Origin of the sequence: Stutzerimonas sp. R40042 (assembly GCF_026642215.1) — a bacterium.
GTDB lineage: Bacteria > Pseudomonadota > Gammaproteobacteria > Pseudomonadales > Pseudomonadaceae > Stutzerimonas > Stutzerimonas frequens.
Genome location: NZ_CP113258.1, coordinates 3996141 through 4016279, shown reverse-complemented (window position 1 = coordinate 4016279; position 20139 = coordinate 3996141). Strand labels below are relative to the sequence as shown.

General features: G+C 55.5%; 16 protein-coding genes and 2 pseudogenes. 8 read left to right on the top strand and 10 right to left on the bottom strand.

All coding sequences use genetic code 11. The features are described from left to right. Positions 1–94: 94 nt before the first annotated feature. Genes OUY36_RS18950 through OUY36_RS18940 form a run of 3 tightly spaced genes read right to left on the bottom strand, consistent with a single transcriptional unit; the run spans position 95 to position 1672 of the window. Positions 95–556: a methyltransferase family protein gene (locus OUY36_RS18950; RefSeq protein ID WP_003292672.1), complete on the bottom strand. Its 462-nt coding sequence runs from the start codon at positions 554–556 to the stop codon at positions 95–97. Positions 557–560: 4 nt separating this feature from the next. Continuing rightward, the gene (locus OUY36_RS18945) at positions 561–1241 is read right to left on the bottom strand and encodes a DsbA family protein (protein ID WP_008569955.1); all 681 of its coding nucleotides are present in this window, start codon (positions 1239–1241) and stop codon (positions 561–563) included. Then, positions 1238–1672 (bottom strand): disulfide bond formation protein B, encoded by a 435-nt coding sequence (locus tag OUY36_RS18940; protein ID WP_003292674.1) that lies wholly within the window; start codon positions 1670–1672, stop codon positions 1238–1240. Before OUY36_RS18940 ends, OUY36_RS18945 begins: the two co-directional genes overlap by 4 nt. Positions 1673–1881: 209 nt before the next feature. Here OUY36_RS18940 and OUY36_RS18935 point away from each other — a divergent pair, with 209 nt between their 5' ends. Next, positions 1882–2841 carry an arsenic resistance protein gene (locus OUY36_RS18935; RefSeq protein WP_003292675.1) on the top strand — a complete coding sequence of 320 codons (960 nt, stop codon included), beginning with the start codon at positions 1882–1884 and terminating at the stop codon, positions 2839–2841. Positions 2842–2866: 25 nt separating this feature from the next. Here OUY36_RS18935 and tnpC read toward each other — a convergent pair whose 3' ends face one another. Next, on the bottom strand, positions 2867–3229 hold the full coding sequence (gene tnpC / locus OUY36_RS18930; RefSeq protein ID WP_003292676.1) for a Tn3 family transposase post-transcriptional regulator TnpC: 363 nt from the start codon (positions 3227–3229) through the stop codon (positions 2867–2869). Continuing rightward, the gene (locus OUY36_RS18925; protein WP_003292677.1) at positions 3226–3402 is read right to left on the bottom strand and encodes a hypothetical protein; all 177 of its coding nucleotides are present in this window, start codon (positions 3400–3402) and stop codon (positions 3226–3228) included. Before OUY36_RS18925 ends, tnpC begins: the two co-directional genes overlap by 4 nt. Before the next feature lie 63 nt (positions 3403–3465). On the opposite strand from OUY36_RS18925, the gene OUY36_RS18920 reads away from it, so the two are divergent. The 6 genes and pseudogenes from OUY36_RS18920 to OUY36_RS18895 all read left to right on the top strand — a co-directional run. Then, positions 3466–3714, top strand: coding sequence for a hypothetical protein (locus tag OUY36_RS18920; RefSeq protein ID WP_101153433.1), 249 nt, complete (start codon positions 3466–3468; stop codon positions 3712–3714). A gap of 478 nt (positions 3715–4192) precedes the next feature. Continuing rightward, the gene (locus tag OUY36_RS18915; protein ID WP_015275579.1) at positions 4193–5851 is read left to right on the top strand and encodes an ATP-dependent nuclease; all 1659 of its coding nucleotides are present in this window, start codon (positions 4193–4195) and stop codon (positions 5849–5851) included. Then, a complete protein-coding gene (locus OUY36_RS18910; protein ID WP_003292679.1) occupies positions 5844–7028 on the top strand; it encodes a UvrD-helicase domain-containing protein in 1185 nt (394 codons plus the stop codon). The genes OUY36_RS18915 and OUY36_RS18910 overlap by 8 nt, the downstream gene beginning before the upstream one ends. 73 nt (positions 7029–7101) lie before the next feature. Next, positions 7102–7380 carry a BPSL0761 family protein gene (locus tag OUY36_RS18905; RefSeq protein WP_015275580.1) on the top strand — a complete coding sequence of 93 codons (279 nt, stop codon included), beginning with the start codon at positions 7102–7104 and terminating at the stop codon, positions 7378–7380. A gap of 212 nt (positions 7381–7592) precedes the next feature. Then, positions 7593–10118: an ATP-dependent helicase HrpB gene (gene hrpB / locus OUY36_RS18900; RefSeq protein ID WP_003292681.1), complete on the top strand. Its 2526-nt coding sequence runs from the start codon at positions 7593–7595 to the stop codon at positions 10116–10118. 224 nt (positions 10119–10342) lie between these two features. Beyond that, a pseudogene (locus OUY36_RS18895) lies at positions 10343–10546 on the top strand (chemotaxis protein); the annotation flags it as partial. A gap of 78 nt (positions 10547–10624) precedes the next feature. Here OUY36_RS18895 and OUY36_RS18890 read toward each other — a convergent pair. The 4 genes from OUY36_RS18890 to OUY36_RS18875 are packed head-to-tail and all read right to left on the bottom strand — an operon-like array spanning position 10625 to position 16747. Then, positions 10625–12094, bottom strand: coding sequence for a tyrosine-type recombinase/integrase (locus tag OUY36_RS18890; protein ID WP_063613243.1), 1470 nt, complete (start codon positions 12092–12094; stop codon positions 10625–10627). Continuing rightward, on the bottom strand, positions 12091–12699 hold the full coding sequence (locus tag OUY36_RS18885) for a hypothetical protein (RefSeq protein WP_015275582.1): 609 nt from the start codon (positions 12697–12699) through the stop codon (positions 12091–12093). Before OUY36_RS18885 ends, OUY36_RS18890 begins: the two co-directional genes overlap by 4 nt. Then, positions 12700–14796: a phage integrase gene (locus OUY36_RS18880; RefSeq protein WP_015275583.1), complete on the bottom strand. Its 2097-nt coding sequence runs from the start codon at positions 14794–14796 to the stop codon at positions 12700–12702. Continuing rightward, entirely contained in the window at positions 14786–16747 is a 1962-nt protein-coding gene (locus OUY36_RS18875; RefSeq protein ID WP_138407004.1) for a hypothetical protein, read from the bottom strand. The genes OUY36_RS18880 and OUY36_RS18875 overlap by 11 nt, the downstream gene beginning before the upstream one ends. Before the next feature lie 402 nt (positions 16748–17149). On the opposite strand from OUY36_RS18875, the pseudogene hrpB (OUY36_RS18870) reads away from it, so the two are divergent. Next, positions 17150–19303 (top strand): annotated as a pseudogene (gene hrpB, locus OUY36_RS18870) (ATP-dependent helicase HrpB); the annotation flags it as partial. A gap of 3 nt (positions 19304–19306) precedes the next feature. Here hrpB (OUY36_RS18870) and OUY36_RS18865 read toward each other — a convergent pair. After that, entirely contained in the window at positions 19307–20122 is an 816-nt protein-coding gene (locus OUY36_RS18865; protein ID WP_267935544.1) for a substrate-binding periplasmic protein, read from the bottom strand. Positions 20123–20139 lie beyond the last annotated feature (17 nt).

Below are 20139 nucleotides of genomic sequence, written 5' to 3'. Positions count from 1 at the left end.
AGCAGCTCGTCACGAGGAGATCAGGCTAGGTCGTGGCACCTTCGGCAGGCTGCCGCGACGAGCAAGCCCCGCCAGTCGCTACCGCCGCGGACGCTCAGAGCCAGCGGCGGACTCGTGCACGGTAGCGGGCAAATGATTCGCCGAACAATGTTTCCAGCGCCCACTCTTCGGCTGGGATCTGGAAACGGTTCATGTACAGCACGAAAGCAACTACGCCAAGCAGGGTTAGAGGCGAGGCCAAGACCAGCGCCCAAGCCGCCAGGATAATGGCAAAGCCTAAGTACATGGGGTTGCGGCTGTACCGGTAGATGCCAGCCTCCACTAATGCAGAAGCCTGCTGCGGCTGCAATGGATTAACCGTAGTACGCGCGCGGCGAAACGACAGGACGCCGGCGAGGCACACGCCGAGCCCCAGGAGCAGTATTGGCAAAGCGAAGGTCAGGCGCGCGGTCCATGCCAGTTCGAAACCCGGCAATTTGGTTCCCGACAAACCCATCAGCACAGCGATCAGGCCGGCCACGAGCAGCGGTGGCACGCGGTTTTCCAGCGCGCTCATAGTGTCATTCTCGTGCCTTGGCCACTTCGCTGTTCACCAACTGGCGCAGCGGCTCCGGGCCAAACTCGCTGAGCGCACGACCATTGACAAAAAAAGTCGGCGTGCCACGAACCCCAACGGCTTTAACGTCCTGCATGTCCGTTTCCAGCACGGCGTTGACGCCAGGCGTATGCATGTCCTGGCGGGCCTGTTCCAAGTTCAAACCGACGCGCTCTGCAGCAGCCCATGCCTGCGTTACCTTGGGGTCGTCGTGCCAACCGGGTTGGGCTTCCAGCACAGCCCCCAACACTTGTTCATGGAGATTTTGCTTACGCGCCGCCTCCAGCATTCGCGCCACCTCTTCGGAGCCTTGATGGAACAGTACATAGCGCAGCACCAAACGCACGTCTTCCGGGTTCTCGGCGAGGATCTGCTTCACATAGGGGTGGAAGGCGCGGCATGCCTCGCAGGAAGGGTCAAAGAATTCGACGATGGTCACTGGCGCTTGCGCCGGGCCGAACACTGGTGAGTGGAAGCGAACCAACTGGCCGCCGTTCTGTTTGGGTTGTGTCGCGGTCTCTTGGGCTGTCGAACCGGGAGCCTGGGCCTGTTGAGGCGATTGCGAGGGGGAATAGAAGAATGCGGCGGCAGCAAAGACGGCCAGGATCACGACACTGACGATCAGGACCACGGAACGGCGATTCATGGGGTGGTTCTCCGACGGATGATTATGAGCAGGATGGCGATAAGGATAAAAGCGAACAAGGCGAGTGCCGGCAGGGGCACCACGCCGAAGAGGGTCATTCCGGCGCCTGAGCAGGATGGACCAGTGGCCGTGCAGGGCTGGATCGGCTGTGGAATCAGCCCTGCATAGAGCAGCGTGTGAACAAATGCCAGTGCCGCACCGATAGCGGTCAGCGGCAGGGCATAGTGCCAGACGGTGAAATCCGAGCGGTAGCAGGCGATGGCCAGGATCACCGCCAGCGGAAACATGAAGGCACGCTGGAACCAGCACAACACGCAGGGTGCCTGGCCCATCACCTCACCAATGAACAGCGCGGACAGGGTCGATACCAGTGCGACCAGCCAGGTTAGCAGCAGCAGGTTCCAGGGCATGCCTGAAGGTTGAGGATTCATTGCGGTTAACTCCTGGCGATGGCGAGCACTTGCCTCAGACCCGCCATCCAGTTATTTCGAAACATCATGCATCCTCTTATCGGCAGGACTTGTTAGGACCGTTGCGGACTTCGCCCAACGGCAAAGCGAAAAGCAACCAGCCTCAACGCTGGGTTAAATCCGATGCCAGTGGGAGAATGTCGCCCTTGCGCAACAAGGGAAGATATCAGATGTCGCGGGACTGGCTGGAAGAACACCAGATAGCATTTTATTTCGCGGCGGTGGTGGCCGCTGCCATTGCAGGCCTGAGCTCTGCGCAATTCACCGGACTGACGGCCATGGCCATCACACCGGCGATTGCCGTGCTGATGTATGCCATGTTTCTGCAGATTCCTTTTTTGGAGCTGCGAGAAGCTTTTGCCAACCGCCGCTTCGTCGGTGCCTTGTTGCTGGCCAACTTCCTATTGGTGCCATTGATGGTGTGGCTGGTGACGTGGCCGCTCTCATCGAACAAGGCCTTGTTGGTCGGCGCGCTGCTTGTCCTGCTGACGCCTTGTATCGATTACGTGGTGGTCTTCACCCACCTGGGCAAAGGGGACTCTCGTCTGGTGCTCGCGGCGACGCCATTGCTGCTGTTGCTCCAGCTTCTGCTGCTGCCCCTCTACTTGCGGCTAATCCTTGGCCCCGAAGCCGGCACAGTGATCGAGCTGTGGCCCTTCGCAGAAGCCTTCCTGTTACTGATCGTCCTACCCTTGGTAGCGGCTGTGCTCACCGAATTTGGCGGACGCCGATCTCTGCTGCTTCGCGCATGGAGCGCAGGTTGGGCCTGGCTGCCAGTGCCTGCAATGGCCCTGGTTCTAATCGTGGTGGTGGGTTCGCAGATCGCGGCTGTCGTGTACCAACTCGACATCCTGGCGCCGTTGCTTCCGGTATACGGAGCGTTTCTACTACTCGCTCCGGCCCTCGGCGTACTCAGCTCCCGGCTATTTGGCTTGGAGGCTTCTGCCGCACGGGCAGTGGCCTTTAGCTCAGGCACTCGCAACTCGCTTGTAGTGCTTCCCCTGGCCCTAGCGCTCCCGGAGTCCATTCGCGCGCTGGCCGCGGCGGCTGTGATTACTCAGACACTCGTAGAACTGATTGGTGAATTGATCTACTTACGGGCGATTCCAGCCATGGTCAGAAACAGTTGAGCCTCGTCGAAATCGGCGAGAGCGCTCATGCCTCGTGCTGTGGAGCAAGATTGATCAGCGGCGCAATGATGAGCTGAGCGGAGCGCGCCCAAGAAACCAGTGCCTCAAGATCCATCTGTAGAGATTGGGCTTCTGTCCAGATACAAGCACTCTCGGCAGGCACCGTAAGAGCGATGCCCTCAACTATCGTCAGAGCCATCGCATGCAATCTCAGTAGCTCGTCGCGAATGGAGGTGATTCCACCCAGTTCCACCAAGCAGACGTCCAAGCGATCAACCAGCCGGAGCAGTTGAGAGGTGTCGAAGCTGTCGCGCAGGTTTTCCAACGCCACGGCGTCCACTTCGCCGTACGGTGTAAGGCGGAAGGATGCGGGAGGAATGTTGATCATGGCGTTTTCTCGGTATCTAGCTGGCTAGGTCTGATCACCCGCAGCGAGCCGGCAGCTTGTTGGAACACCGAGTCCTTGATCCAGGGCTCCGGTGGCCGGTTTAGCTTGAGGTTGAATTCGCCGAAGCGCTTGAGGTTGCTGGTCAGGTAGAGTGGTTGGGCCCCCTTCAGCATACATAGCGGAACTGGTGTAGACGACTAGCCCTGAGCTAGGCCTTGGGCTTTCAAGCAGCTCCAATGATCGGCACTGAAGTGCTAGGGAGCGGATTACTTCTAAAATTCTGGCTAACACGCTCACACTTAAAAACGCTTCTGGATATGCTGGAAAAAGGCAAGCCAAGCAGGCGAAAAATTGACACTAACTACTTTCAATACAATGGTTATTTCTTGGGATATAACTCTTCTAAAGATAATGCCGGTAAATACGGATTTGAAGAAAGCCCTGCTGAAATCAAGCAAAAAGTGAAAGAGCTTTTACTAATCTAGCTCGGTCGAACAAACTAGGTCTATTGCTCGTTGAGTGATCGTCTCTGAGCATTTTAACTGCTGCCGTTGCTGGCAGCCATGAGTCAAAAATTGCACTCAACGACAGGCAGCTTTTGGCCGACAGGTGCCTGTCGTCACCGGCTGCAATCGGCCGAGGCTGTGTAAAAACGTTTTCGAGCGCGACAGGTACTCAAAACCGGACTGGAAATCGCGCATCTGGGCGAAATCCACATCTGCTGAGGTGCCGAAAAATTTCAGATTTCACGTAGACGCGCGCACTTCAATTTTGACGAAGCGTTTTTACACACTCTGGGCCAAAAGCAGGCATTAGATGTGACCACGGCACTCGAGGTGATTCAAAACTGCTCTAGACGTTCGTCTTCAGCTGATAGCCATATGGACAGCACACACCACCCAAGGTACGGTTCATTTGCCATGGTAATACGCCATTATCAAGCGATGCCTAGAGGGATTTAGAGTGCACGTTAAAGCCATCAAGCTGATCAACTTCAAAAAATTTCGCGACGAACTTCTAGAATTCAACGACGACGTCAATATTTTCGTCGGCGACAACAATGCTGGTAAAAGCACAATCTTGGAAGCGTTAGAAATTGTGCTCAATTACAATCATCGTGGACGGCCCTTCAACGGCGAGTTCTCCCCTGATCTTTTCAATCAGGATGCCGTCACGCGGTTTCTCGCCTCTGACTTGAGCTCCAAGCACCTGCCCAGCCTTATCATCGAAGCCTACATTGACGGTGTGCCTGAGTACCGAGGCTCGAACAACAGCCTCAAGGCTGACGCCCAGGGCGTCTTGGTACAAGCCTGTTTCGACCCGTCGCTGGAGGCCGTATACGAGAGCCACCTGCTGACCAAGCCGAACATCACCAGCATTCCGATCGAATTCTATAAGGTGGAATGGCTCGATTTCGGTTGGAATCCGATAAAACCGATCGCTAAGAAGTTTAAGGCGCTGTACATCGACCCCACACGTATCCACCCAACCATGGGGAAGAACCAGTACATTTCGAGCATTCTCAACACCGCATTGGCGAAGGAAGAGCTCGTCAAGCTGACCCTCAATTATCGTGAAAACCTGCAGGTGTTTAACAACTCCGGGGAGGTCAGGACGGTCAATGCCAGCCTTGATGCGGGTCACCTTATCACCGATAGCAAGCTCACCATTGCAGCAAGTACGTTACCTGCGGGCTCCATCCAGACCGGCCTACAGCTTGAGGTCGATGATGTGCCTTTTCACCTCATCGGCAAGGGTGAACAGAGCAATGTGCAGATTAAACTGGCCATTCAGAACAAATCCCACGACATCGATCTGGTGATGATGGAAGAGCCCGAAAATCATCTATCTCACACCAATCTGAACAAGCTTGTGCACTACATCGAAACCCAGCGAGGAGACAAGCAGCTGTTCCTGACCACCCACAGCTCGTATGTGTTGAACAAGCTGAGTATCGACAAAATTTGCCTTGTGCAGTCAGGGTACAAAAGGCTGCACACGCTAGACGCTAAAGTGGTGAAGACCCTCAAGCGTCTTCCTGGCTACGACACCTTGCGGGTGGCACTGTCGGGCAAGGTCATCCTGGTCGAGGGGCCGTCGGACGAACTGGTGCTCAAGAAAATCTACCAACGAAAACACAACCGACTGCCTGAGCAGGACGGGATAGATATCATCGTGGTACGCGGTGTAGGTTTCAAGACGTTCATCGAAGTCGGTAAAGAGATCGGCACCAAGATCCATGTGCTCAGGGATAATGACGGCGACTATAACGGTAACGTTGTACAAGGACGTCTGGAATACGCTGCGTTTCCTAACATCAAGCTGTACTCGTCGATGAACGACGCCGAATTTTCGCTTGAGCCAGCGATGATTTATGCCAACGCAGTTGACATTAAAACCCTTGACGCTTTCGCAAAGGAAGTCTTGTCGACGGAAACCTTCAATATCTACAACGCAGAGGTCTCTCTGGAGGATCGAAGGGAAAATTTGATCCGTTGGTTCAAGAGCGTAAAGGGCAACGGTAAAGGCGCTCGCAAGGTCGACTCTGCGGTCAAACTGTTCGATGGCGCACTGGACTTCAAGTACCCAGCCTTTCTAGACGAGGTGCTCGATTTTGCCTAACGAACTCTGGGTCGCAGGCGCCGGATCAGGGAAAACGCACAAGATCATTACTGAAGCCATTGAGACCATCAAGGCTGGTGGACGTGTGCTTGTAGTCACCTATACAACCAATAATCAGGCAGAGTTGCGCTCTCGTTTTGTTGAGTTGTACGGTGCTAGCAGTGAGCACTTCGTCGTCAAGGGGCTGTTCTCTTTTTACCTGGAAGATATGGTGCGTCCCTATCAGAGCGAGGTATTTCCAGATCGGATCACGACTATCTCGTTCACTGAGAACAACCCTCACTTAATATCGGGTACAACCTACTACATTGAAGGCAGAGCTGAAAAATCGGAAGATGGCACGATCAATCCACTGCATTACCTGACGCCCTGCAAAACAAAGGCGTACTCCGGGTTTTTGGCAAAGCTTGCGACCCTCATTGCGAAACTATCCAAAAATGCCCCTGCCAAGCGGTTGAAGGAGATTTATCAAAGGGTCTATTTTGATGAAGTGCAGGATTTGGTCGGTTGGGACTACGACGTGATCAAATCACTCAACAAGGTCATGGTCGACTCGATCTGTTGTGTGGGCGACTTTCGACAGACAATCTACACAACGACGTTCGGCCATAAGGCTCCGCAGACGCCTCAACAGAAGGTCGATTACTTCGTCGGGAAAATGAAGTTCGAAAAGCATTCGATGCCGAAGAATCGCAGGTGCATACAAGAAATCTGCGACCTCTCCGACACGATCCACCTGGGGCTGTATGACAAGACGGTAACAGGTGTCGAGAAAGTGCCAGACGAAATATCGCATCACCATGGCACCTTCATAGTGAAACAATCTCAGGTGAGCGATTACTTGGCAGCGTTTCAGCCTCAAGTACTGCGCTGGTCGTCCACCACCGGCACTGGATACCTACCGGGTAACCTTATCTGTTATACGTTCGGTTCCTGCAAAGGCTTAGGCTTTGATCGAGTGCTTGTGATCCCGTCAGATAAACATCTGAAGTTCATTGGCGGAAATGCCAAAGTGTTCGACAAGGATAAGACGGAGGAGTCGCGAAACAAGCTATACGTCGCGATTACCCGCGCGCGCTATAGCCTGGCCTTCCTCGTCGAGGATAAGAAGGTGAAAGGGCTCCCTTACCCCATATGGGATGGCTCTGGCGCGCTCAATGCAGTGATCGAAAAGTGAGGCGGAGAGGCTGACGACTCATGTTGAGTGACGAGAAGCCGCCTCTCCCCGCGGACATTTCAGGAGCAATACCATGACGATGGCCCATGAGCGCACCCGTAGCGTTGTTCAAACACGGGACTTCCTACAGGAGCTGGCTAGGGACACGAGCCTTCCTGAAAACGTACGGTACCAAGCAAATAATCTACTTCGGCATTACCCGACAGCAGAAGCCGTCTGGTTGGCTGGTCGAGTGGAAGAGCGATCCAAGCAAGAGCTTTCCCTATTGGCCGACAAGCATGGACCTCTACATCCGGTGTTAGTCAGCTGGCTGTTAAATGATCCGATGTTTTCGGATCACGGAGCCAGCTGAGCCGGGGCGCAACACTGGCAAGAGGATCCCCCTCGTCAGGTGTTCAAGGGGCAGATGCTGGCTGTGGCCTTGATGTCCATCATGCCGTTTAAATAGGCCCCGTTTATCTCTGAGCGGCCCGAAGGGAGCCGTGCACTGGGCGTGATTGACATACCGCCGTGCCGTAACAGCTTCCCTCGTATCTATAATTGGTGGCTCAGCTAGGAGCCATCATGAGTTTGTTGCCGATTGAATCTGTTTTGCCCGCTTTAAGAGATGCCTTGTCTGCACGTAATGAAGTTGTACTTGAGGCAGCGCCGGGGGCAGGCAAAACAACGCGAGTACCAATAGCGCTGCTGGAAGAGCCTTGGCTGGCCGACCAGACTATTGTCATGCTCGAACCACGTCGACTAGCTGCCAGAGCCGCAGCTGAGCGACTGGCGAGCGAGCTGGGAGAAAGCGTTGGGCAAACAGTCGGCTATCGAATTCGCTTGGAGAGTAAGGTCGGACCACAGACTCGAATTGAAGTAGTGACTGAAGGCATTCTTACTCGTCGGCTTCAAGACGATCCTGCCCTAGATGGCGTTGGGCTGCTCATATTTGATGAGTATCATCTGCGTAGTCTCGATGCCGATCTGGCGTTGGCCTTGTGTCTCAACGGCCGTGAGTTGTTGCGCGACGAACCGCCGCTGAAGGTGCTGCTGATGTCCGCCACGCTGGAAGGCGAGCGCCTGTCGCGCCTGCTGGACGAGGCGCCTGTGGTACGCAGCGAAGGTCGCATGTATCCGGTGGAGCAGCGTTGGGGGCGGCCGAGTCAGATCGGCGAGGCGCTCGAACCCCGGGTGGTACAGACCATGCTCCAGGCCCTGGCCGATGAACCTGGCAGCCTGCTGGTGTTCCTCCCCGGCCAGGCGGAGATTCGCCGCGTCGCCGAGCAGTTGGCCGAGCGCCTCGCTGGCCGGTCAGAGATCCTGCTCTGCCCGCTCCACGGTGAACTGGACCTCGCTGCCCAGCGCGCGGCCATCGAGCCGGCACCGGCGGGCAAGCGCAAGGTGGTGCTGGCCACCAACATCGCCGAGACCAGCCTGACCATCGATGGCGTGCGCGTGGTGGTGGACGCGGGCCTGGAGCGTGTACCGCGCTTCGACCCGGCCAGTGGCATGACTCGCCTGGACACCCAGCGTATTTCCCGCTCCTCCGCGACCCAGCGTGCCGGCCGTGCCGGCCGTCTGCAGCCGGGTGCCTGCTACCGGCTCTGGTCTGAGGCCCAGCATGAGCAACTGGCCGCCCACGGGAGCGCGGAAATCCTCCAGGCCGACCTTGCCGGACTGGCGTTGCAACTGGCGCGCTGGGGGATTGGTGATCCCAATGAACTGGCCTGGCTCGATCCGCCGCCCACGGCTGCCTACGCCCAGGGCCGTGACCTGCTGCAACGCCTCGGCGCACTGGCCGACGATGGCAACTTGACCCGCCATGGCCAGGCCATGGCCGAACTGCCCGCCCATCCGCGCATTGCCCACCTGCTGTTACGTGGCCACGCCCTGGGACTCGGCGGCCTGGCCTGTGACCTCGCCGCCCTACTGGGCGAGCGCGACATCCTGCGTGGTGGCGGTGCCGACCTGCACAGCCGCCTCGCCTTGCTGGCCGGTAACGACAAGGCAGCGCGTGGCGCTCGTGGCGGCGTGCAGCGTGCTCGCCAGCTGGCGCGGCAGTTCCGTTCCTACCTGCGTGGCCCGGCCAGCGAGCCGGTGGCCGATCCGGATCACCCGCGCTGGCTCGGCTGCCTGCTGGCGTTCGCCTACCCGGACCGCATTGCCCAGCAACGTCGTGCCGGAGGGGCCGATTATCGGCTGGCCAATGGCCGTGCAGCCACCTTTGGCGAGCCGGATGCGCTGATGAAGGAGCCCTGGTTGGTGATCGCCGATCTCGGTAGCCGCCAGGGCCAGCGTGAAGAGCGCATCTATCTCGCGGCCGACCTTGATCCCGCACTGTTCGACGGCCCTCTGGCCGAACAGGTAAGGTGCCAGGACCTGCTCGACTGGGAAGAGCGCGAAGGTGTGCTGCGCGCCGAACGTCAGGTGAAAGTGGGTGAGTTGGTGCTGGCCCGCGAAGCCCTTGCCGAACTGGATGACGAGGCCCGCTCGCGTGCGCTGCTCGGTCTGGTGCGACGCAAGGGGCTGGAGCTGCTGCCGTGGAGTGCGGAGCTGCGCCAGTGGCAGGCGCGGGTGGCGCTGCTGCGCCGACTGGACCTGGCCGACACGGGCAGCAGCGAATGGCCAGACCTCTCCGACGCGGCGCTTCTGGCCAGCCTGGAGGAGTGGCTGCAGCCCTGGCTGGGCAAGGTCAGCCGCCTCAGCCATTTCGCCAACCTCGACCTCGCCGGCATCCTCCATGGCCTGCTGCCCTGGCCGCTGCCGCAACGCCTCGACGAGCTGGCGCCGCGTACGCTGGAAGTGCCCTCCGGCTCGCGCATCCGCCTCGACTACAGCGACGAGATGCCGGTTCTCGCGGTGCGCCTCCAAGAGCTGTTCGGCCTCGCCGACACTCCGCGCATCGCCGGTGGCCGTCAGGGCGTCAAGCTGCACCTGCTGTCCCCGGCCCAGCGCCCGGTGCAGGTCACCCAGGACCTGGCGAGTTTCTGGCGCAATACCTACGCGGAAGTGAAGAAAGATTTACGAGGTAGGTACCCTAAGCATTACTGGCCTGAGGACCCGCTTGTGGCCCAGGCTACAGCTAGAGCTAAGCCGCGAAAATCGTAGGCTGTTGCTCAATGCGGGCGTGTGAACCGGAACCCAGTGTTGCCTCGAGAGCAACGCAGGTTGGCTCTCTGTTGAGTGTGCCAGTCAACCGGCGTACTAGGGCCGTGCGAGTTTTACCGTATTGCCATTCGTAGAGTCGACGTGCCCGTTTTTTGCAGATTTCGGCCCTTTGTAAATGTGTGCTCCGGAACTTAAGCGACGGTTCACCCTTGACACCCTAGTGGAGGATCATAGATGTCGTGGACTTTGGCGGCATCGACCATGCATTCCTGGTTGATCACAACGGCCAAGTGATCTTCAGCCTTGACAAGGGTCAGGTGATGACGAACCTCAAGGACATCTATCCGGACAGAGCCCTACGGATTGAGTCGGGCATTCAGGATGCCACCTTGCACGGGCAGGAGCGGATTGTCTCTTTCGCCCCAGTGAACGACCGGTAAACGTCGTCGTCATTAGACACGCGCTTTATGGACGCTTCGGCAGTGAAGCGAGTTGTATCGCAACATTCAAAGGTGGTTATGCCAATGCTCCCAGCTTTTGACTGACTCCGTATTCTCTTCCTCTTCCTCTTCCTTTGTCTCTTTCTTGAGATCTTCTTGCCGAAGTTGCTTTAGCTTCTCCAGTTCACGCACGTACTCGTCAACTGGCATACCATTTTTTAATGCGTTCAGAAGTAGCTCCTCGGCCTGGTCATATATACGGTTAGTCCTGATTATATGGGCAGATGAAACGATGTCTTCGTATCCATCAAGTTTGGCGAATGCAAGATGAATATACCGTTCTACCGAGAGGGGATCTTTGTGGCCAGTCCACAGCATGACGTCGTAAAGAAACTTTTTGCTATTAAGCAGGGCGCTTCTGAAGTCGTCCTTTTGCTTGAACTTGTGTCTTTTGATTAGGAGTACGAAAAGATTGGTGATGAAAGCATGGCGGAACATGTGTGCACAGACTTTTTCTTCGATGCCGGCGTGACTTCTAAGTTGAATCATTTCATTCGTAATACTGCAGGCACCGAGCGGCTTACCAGTCTTTTCTTGAACAAAGAGTCTGTCGTGATCCGTGTCCTTGAAGTTGCGAAGAGATATTCTGCGGGCAAACTGAATATATTTCTTAGCTTCGCTTAGTACCACTCTTGAAATCGGGATAAAACGCTCGGAATAGGTTCCACGTTTCAAGGTTCGCAGACGTAGCAATGGGAACGACATGTTCATGGCATTACGTATGTCCGAAACGGTAATTTCAATTATCTCGCTGCGTCGAGCGCCCGTATGCTCAAGCAAGGAAATCACCAGATTCCGTCGAAGTTGAAGGTGTCTCGATGGGTGGATTTTGTTTGCTGAATCTCGCAAAAGCTTTATATGTTCGCTCGGGATCGGATCGCGCGTGTGGTAGCGCGTTCCAGATACATGAAGAGAGTGGTGATGCAGATAACTCCGCTTTATCGTTCTTCCTGAGCGCGTTGTGATAGTAAATGTTTTCATTACGGCGCGGATGGTTCCATTCTCTGATACAAATGCATCGTCGCCATAAAGACGTCCTACGAATTGCAAAAAATCTAGACAGATCCTACCAATTGCTAGGAGTGTAGTTTCGGTGCGCCTATTTACAGTGGGATCGTTGACAGATCGCTCCTTTCTTAATTCGTCAATGAAGTCTGAGAACTGTTGGTCAGACAGTCCTATAAAGTCAGTTCGGTATCTGAAGCAGTAGCGAACTAGTGGGCTTATTTTGGATGCATACTCCCCAATGCTTCCGCCTTTACCGCCGTGCCTTGATAGGCCTTTTCCACCTCGGCCAGGGCGGTCACGTAGTGCGAGCATGTAGAGATTTGCGACGTTATTGGGCGTGCCATCAGGCCAACAGCAAAACGGCAGGCCAGAACCATCTTTTGTTATAGTACTTCCATGCGCATGGTAGCTAAAGAGTGTTAGCTCTTTAAGTGGTTTAAATAGTTGTTGGCGAAGGTGGTTTGTCACTTGCGATACTCCTCCAGTCGCGTAACTCGCCCGTCTCCGGAAGAAGGGGAGGGGGGGGGTGGCTGTTCTGGAGGGAGGCTCAGTAGAGCAGTAAGTGCCTGAACGGCATCGCTTGCCCGCTTTTCAAGTAGAGCGGGATCTAGATTGCTACGTATATTTCTTAACTCGTTAATTGCCAGGCTTAATCCCTGGAGGAGGACCATGTTGGCGCAGCGCTGCTTATCAAGTCTCTCCTCTAGTTCAGTTACTAGTCGCGAAAGTCCGGACTTAGTGCGTTTTGTTGAAGTGGCCTCTTTGCTGCCATTGACCTTCTCAATGGCCCTCAATGCCGCTAGGCGGAGGGTATCAAGTTCCTTAAATCCTCCCTTGAACTGTAAGTTGGCGTGAGATTTTAAAGTGTTGATGCTCATTGGGGATTTTGACTTTATAGCCCCTGAGTCCTCGAAATTGAATTCGAGCTTGGCTAGCGCTCCTTGGCTTCTGAGAGCCTTTAGAATGTTCTCGTTTTTGGAAAAATAGTCAGGATTACGGTAGATTAGCTTTAAAAGTTCACTGGTTATTAATGTGGCGCTAGCATGTGGCTCTAGGTCGGAGATTTTTTTCATTTAGTCTGTGCTCTGAATTTTTACTACCACGCGCATATGTTGGCCGGTTTCGTCTGTGAAAAACTCTGGCTCAATCTGGACTTTCCCTGTCTTTATCATGTCGGTGATTGCGTCTTCAAGTTCAGCAGTGTCTACTAGAGCAAAATTATCTGTGTTGTAACGAATTTTTAGTATTTCGGCTAGATCTTCGTAAGCAGTGATATCGCCATTATGCAAGCTTTCTGCTATGAACTGAGCCTTAGCGCTACGCAAAACTGCACCATCAGTGGACTCAGTAATGTAATTCCAAACATGCTGCATGTCGGTGTGCCCGAGCATCCACTGCAGTGTCTCCAGTCCTCCAAAACTGCTCGAGTGGAAGAATACCATGGAGAAAAAGCGTCGAAGTTGATGTTGTCGGATATAGTACCTTTCTCCTTTTGAATTTAGTGGTAGTTCGAAATAATCGCACAACAAGTCTAGGTTTCTATTGTAGGCATACATTGTTTGCTGACTAAGCCCGGCATTTCCGAGGAGTCCGGGGGGGGCAAAGAGGCTAGTCATTTCAGTTATGAATCCGCTTTTTAAAAGTCTCTGCTGCATGGAAATTAAGTTTTTAATCATTTTTACGGCAATGGGTTCGATTGGGCGTGCTTGGCGTTGTCTTATGCCGAACAGGTTGGATGTGCTTTTTCTATTTAAGAAGATCAACCATCTTTCGCTTTTATCTAGGCAGTCAGTCGAGTGCAAATCGAGCATTTCTCCTATTCGGCGAGCCATGATTGTTCCAACTACCATCTGGACACATCCAATATAGATGCGTAAGCACTCAATCAGTCCCACATTATTTCTGAGTTCTATGAAGTAATTTGACTGCTTTCTCAGTGCGCCGTGCCTAATAGACACCGTTTGACATACAAGCCCAAGCTTCCTAATTCCCATGTCGATAAGCTCAGGGGGCATAATGTCTTGTAACTCTCCATTGGTAAGTTGCGTAGGGGCAATTCCATTGAGGTTGCAATGCTCTGCCATGCGGCAGAAACCTTCTATTAGAAGTTCTCCATACTTGAAATGGTACTCGATTGATTTTCTGAAGGCGTCTCTCACTATTGGGTACGGCAGCGTCCGAAACCGAGCAGCTTCAGAGAGTGATGGTTCATAATCAAGTATCTGCTTCAGCTCTGATACTTCGGGAGCTGGAAGCCCAATTTCATGAAGAATTCCAAGGTTGTATGTTAAAAATCTGTAGGCGCGAAATGGACCGGATGTCATTGCTTCATGGTCACCTGTCCTGACCGATGAACCGGGATACTCTCTCGATATTATTTCTCTCTCATTATCAGTATAGAATTCTAATGAGCTTAATGTTTTTAGTTTTAGATGCCCGCCTTTCAGTGTGTTGGCATAAAGCGATTTCGCTAGCTGCAAGGTGTTAGGGGTGCGGACTCCAGCAGTTGATCTTTTTTTATAATATCCATGCAAATGCAAGGCAGCTCTTGCATAAGGTATTAAATCAAAAGGTATTTCCAGGTGATGCTCATCTAGTTGTTCGTCAGTCACAATGCGCATTCGTGGATATTGATCTAGAATGCTATCGAGTTCGATAGAACTGGAAGTGTTTATTAAGCTTAAACAAAATTTGCTGATAGTCTTGGTCCACTCGTAAACCGACTCTTCCGAACCGTTGACGCTTGAGAAGACGTCTAGCATTCTCTTCATGTGATGGCTGTTGATTCCAGCCAATCCGAATCTGGATAGCTGATATTCTTTTGCATTCAGAAGAATGTAATCGGCAACGTGAATGGCCCTGTTAAACATCGTCATCTGTGCGGCTAGTGAACCTAATTCGATCGCCGATCCTCGAACAGAACGTGTAGATGTTGTTAAAAAATACTTTAGCCCGTCTAGTAATGGCTTGTTTTTTTGGGCAAGCAGAGAAGTTTCGTCGTCTAATGTAATGTCCCAGTTGATCGTGTTGGGGGTCGCAAAATTGAAATCATATTTCCATATGTGCAAGTCGAAATCACTCAGCAACCAACTTGATTTTTTGTATTCTGTCCTAGGGTCGGTGTAGAACGCTTTTAGGAAGTCTAGCTCTGCTGGTAATTCAACATTCATATATCAACTTCTCCATTCTGCGGGGGTTACACCTCTGCTCGGCGACATAAAGGTGGTCTTTCAGTAGTGCGTCATTATCCCTTCTGATCTCGGCAACAACGGCCTTCGTTAGATCTGCCCAGTATCGTGCTACTCCTGTCACTTCTTCGGGTCGTTCCGCTGTAGCCACTGCTTTCTCTAATGATACGAGGGCGGTCATTATCCCTGGATCCACTGAGATGTAGACCTCTGAGTACTGATTCGCTGAATAGGGTTCAGTTGTTTGAGTGTTCTCCGGGTTGACCAGGTGGTCAGGGATGTCTTTTAGTGCATGGTTCTTAAGAAATAGATTTAACTCTTCCATTGTCTCGAAGTCTGCGGCCTCTATGAGGAAGCTGCTATCTTTCATCGCGTCACAGATTAAGCCGCGCTGAAAAATTCTTATCCAGCGGGCTTGGAAGAAGGCTAGTATTGACTCGGGCAGGTAGTGAGAAAGTTGCAGGCAGTCGTGGTTTGCGTGGCCGAGCGCTTTGGACATGGCTTCGACGCTTTGGGTTTTTAAATATACCTCTACCCCACATGAGGCTCGAAGACTAGAAAGGGTGACTCGAGATAAGAAATTTTTTAGTTCAGTACCCCTCAAGGAAGTATGATTTGAAAATTGTTGTGCAAGTCGTTCAAAAATCCGTGTGTGTTTATCGAATAGCGCTTTGTTCCAAGTCGGAATTACAGCGCTCCGCGGGTGACCGAAACCCTTCCCGCAGGTCAGGAATAACTCCTTCCATCGGCTGTCGCCAATTCCCTTGAGATATTTTCTTAACGGTGCTGTGATCTTTATTACTTCGAAGATTCGCTTTGTTGAGTTCGCGTTTAGTTGTATTTTCTGCTCGCTTAGCTTTCCACCTCTTCTATCCTTGAAGCCGACCAACTGATACCCGGTGTCGGTTTTCACAAAGCCGGATCTTCTACCTTTGTCGTCATACAAACGAAAATTCTTAAGGAAAGATTCTGTGATCTCATTGTGCTCTGCTACCAGTAAGCATTGGTAGGGATAAAGAGTGCCAGCAGCCGGAAGTCCAAGTATATTTGCGACATCAGCAGATAATATGGTGTATCCGTATTGGTGTTCGAAGTCCATGCGCGAGGATGGAAAGCCGTTGCTTTGAAAAATCGCGCAAATTGATTCGTGATCGTAACTCCGACGCTGCCAGCCTTTTCGAGGTTTGATTTCCGAGGAGTTTATCCGTGTGGTTGCGAGTATACGAAGTTGGACTCTCGAGTAAAGTTCATTGGCTTGTTCTGTTGCCCAGGATTTTACGGTTTCGATGTCTTTGTGGATACTTTTGAATAATATTTCTATTGCCTCGTTATCAGTTATTTCGAGAGGGACTCTAGTGATAAGTTTTTCATGGATTTCCACCCCCTCATCAGACACGGACACTCTTGTTTGCGCTCTGTGTTGTTTGGGGCGGATGGGCCGTGGTAGTCCATCCCCAAAAGGGGTTGCCCAAACTCCTGATTGTATAAAGGCCTCTTCGCAGTTCGATATGAACCTGTTCCACGTTTTTATCTGGGTTGGTATATTTAGATTTTCTCTATATGCGGTTAAGAAGTGCTCCTTCATGAAGTGCAAAAAGAATGATTTTATATTTTCTGGGTTTTGGAAGGTTGTAGTTGGCCACTCCAAAGAGTTCTTCGATAAATAGCTGGCCAGCTTGTTGCACAATGTGGTGTTGCATCTTGCTTGCTTGGCCGAAAAAGTCTTCCATGTCCGGTAGTACTCTTCTGTAAACTCAGGGCCATGGGAGTGCCATAGTTCTCCCAGCGCGAGAAAACTTGGTACTCCTTTTAGGGAGTCGACTTGCCATCCGTTCCAATAGCGCAAGGCCAATGGGTTCAATTTTTTCTGCTGGGAATCCCAGAGTTCTTTCCCTTCTTCGAGGTCGGCCATCAAATAGTCGAAATTGGGCATGCCTGGAATTTCGTCGCGCAGACTTGTAAGTGTTTCTACGAAACGTCGAGCCCAGCGAATCCGAACAGGCTCTTTGCTATCGGCCAAAGTTCTTGATCGCAATGCACCGACAAAACCGATGATGATCGGCTCGCAGCTTCGACTCGACAGATGGACGTAGGAGAGTTCTGCCTCGATGAGTTGGAGGTAGCACTCGAGCAGCTTCAGCGGAACGTTAATCAACTCCGACGACGCGTGGGTTTGAAAGGCCTTGGCTAGGGGCTCCGAAATTTTTCGGAATGGATAGTTGGGTAAGAACAGGGTGCTGCTGATGATTGTCAACGAATTCTTGTCCTTGCTTTGGGGTGGAAGATCCCGTATTTGCTGGGTTTAGGTATCTAATGATAAATCCATGCGAATGGCAAAATGCGTGAGCGCAGCCTGGATGCCGATCTGGCCCTGGCGCTGACGCTCAATGCGCGGCAGCTGCTGCGCGACGAGCCGCTCAAGCTGCTGCTGATGTCGGCGACGCTGGAGGGCCAGCGCCTGTCGGCGTTGCTCGACGATGCACCGGTGGTGCGCAGCGAGGGCCGCATGCACCCGGTGGAGCAGCGCTGGGGCCGACCGCTGTCACAGGGCGAGCGCATCGAACCGCGTGTGGTGCAGACGGTGCTGCAGGCGCTGCAGGACGAGCACGGCAGCGTGCTGGTGTTTCTCCCCGGGCAGGCGGAGATCCGCCGGGTGAACGAGGCGCTGGCCGAACAGCTGGAGGGGCGCGGCGACATTCTGCTCTGCCCGCTGCACGGCGAGCTGGAGCTGGCCCAGCAGCGCGCGGCGATCGAGCCGGCACCGGCGGGCCTGCGCAAGGTGGTGCTGGCGACCAATATCGCCGAGACCAGCCTGACCATCGAAGGCGTGCGCGTGGTGGTGGACGCCGGGCTGGCGCGGGTGCCGCGCTTCGATCCCGGCAGTGGCATGACCCGCCTGGAAACCCGGCGCATCTCGCGTGCCTCGGCCACGCAACGGGCGGGGCGGGCCGGGCGGCTGGAGCCGGGTGTCTGCTACCGGCTGTGGTCTGAGGAGCAGCACGGGCAGCTGGCGGCCTACGGTGAGGCAGAAATCCTCCAGGCGGATCTTGCCGGCGTCGCGCTGCAGCTGGCGCGTTGGGGCGTCGAGCCCGACGAGTTGGCCTGGCTCGATCGTCCGCCGATTGCGGCCTACGGCCAGGCGCAGGCGCTGCTGGAGCGCCTCGGTGCGCTGCAGCGCAGCGAGCATGGCGGCTGGCAGCTGACCCGCCACGGTCAGGCGATGGCCGAGCTGCCGGCGCATCCGCGCCTGGCGCATATGCTGCTGCGCGGGCAGGCGTTGGGCGTGGCTGCGTTGGCTGCCGACGTCGCGGCGCTGCTGGTCGAGCGTGACATTCAACCCGGCGGGCAGCGCGGCGGCGGAGCCGATCTCGCCCTGCGCCTGCATCAGTTGCAGGATGGTCGTGGTGCTGGGGTACAGCGCGTCCGGCAAATGGCCCGGCAGTTTCGCAGCTTGCTGCGCGGTGCCGCGGCGGCGCCGGCTGCTCAATTCGATGAGCAACACGCCCTGGCCGCACTGCTGGCCTTCGCCTATCCGGACCGGGTGGCCCGACAGCGCCGCGAGGGCGGCGGTGGCTATCGGCTGGCCAACGGCCGCGCGGCGCAGTTCGGCGAGCCGGACCAGTTGATGAAGGAGCCGTGGCTGGTGATCGCCGAGCTGGGCAGTCATCAGGGCCAGCGCGAGGAGCGCATCTATCGCGCCGTGGCGCTGGACGCGGCATTGTTCGAGGGGGCGCTGGCCGAGCAGGTCGTCGTGCGCGACGAGCTGGAGTGGGGCGAGCGCGAGGGCGTGCTGCGTGCCGAGCGGCAGCGGCGGGTCGGCGAGCTGGTGCTCAGTCGCGAACCGCTGCCAACGCTGGATGAAGCGGAACGCGGCAAGGCGCTGCTCGCGCTGGTGCGGCGCAAGGGGCTGGAACTGCTGGCCTGGACGCCGGAGCTGCGCCAGTGGCAGGCGCGTATCGGCCTGCTGCGCCAGCTCGATCTGGATGCGGGCGGCACCAGCGACTGGCCGGATGTCAGCGACACCGCACTGCTGGCACGCCTGGAGGACTGGCTGCTGCCTTATCTGGGCAAGGTCACCCGGCTGGCGCACTTCGCCCAGCTCGATCTCGCCGCGATGCTCGCCACCCTGCTGCCCTGGCCGCTGCCGCAGCGCCTGGAGGAGCAGGCACCGGTGGCCGTGACGGTGCCCTCCGGCTCGCGCATTCGGCTGGACTACAGCGAGCAGCCGCCGGTGCTGGCGGTGCGTCTGCAGGAGCTGTTCGGCCTGGCCGATACCCCGCGTATCGCCGGCGGCCGGCAGGTCGTCAAGCTGCACCTGCTGTCGCCGGCGCGCCGGCCGGTACAGGTCACCCAGGACCTGGCGAGCTTCTGGGCCAATACCTATGCCGAGGTGAAGAAGGATCTGAAGGGGCGCTATCCCAAGCATTACTGGCCGGACGATCCGCTGATCGCCGAGCCCACCGCCCGGGCCAAGCCCCGCGGGCAGTGAGGCTCAGTCGGAGGGCAAGCTGAGGTCTTCGCCGGCCTGGCGCAGCGTTTCGTAGGCCTGATCCAGTGCCTCGACGATGGCTTCGGCGTCTTGCGCATGGCGCGAAACGATGAAGTGGATCGGCACCTGGGTCAGGCGCAGGTAGGGCAGCTCTTCCATCTGCAGCCGCTGCCGGGCCTGCTCCACGGGAATCTGATAGTCCAGCAGATAGTCGCCACGCTTGCGCCGCAGCATTTCCAGCGCCGAAAGGTGGTTGCTGGTGCGCAGCAGGCGCAGATCGAACGCCGGGTTCTCGAGCATCGTGTTGACGTTCGGCCAGTAGCTGTAGCCGCCGATCAGGATCAGCGACTTGCCAGCCAGGTCCTCGGGAATGCGCGGCGCCGGTGTGCCCGCACGGTGGTACAGGTTGAGGTTGATCTGACTGAGGGTATGCCGCCCCTCCAGGGTATGCGCGGTGAGCTCAGGCTTGCCCCGGGCACCTGGCCAGACGTCGATACTGCCGTTTTCCAGTGCCGCATACAGGCGCGCACTGGGCAGCGGCCGGAAGCGCGCCTCATAGCCGGCCTGGCGCGCCACGCGGCGGGTCAGCTCGGCCAGCTCGCCGCGTGCCGTGCCGTGGGCGTCGGTATAGATGGCAGGCGCGAATTCGTAATAGCCGATATTGAGGACTCGTGGCGAAACGGAATCTGCCATCGCCACGGCAGACAGGCTGCAGAGCAGGGCCATGCCCAATTGGAGGAATGCTTTCAAAGGATCGATCACTGGCTTGCGCTGTTCCGGCAAGCATGCGCAGGCGTTGCGTCGTTGTCCATGAGGCATCTTGCGGCGGCGTGAGG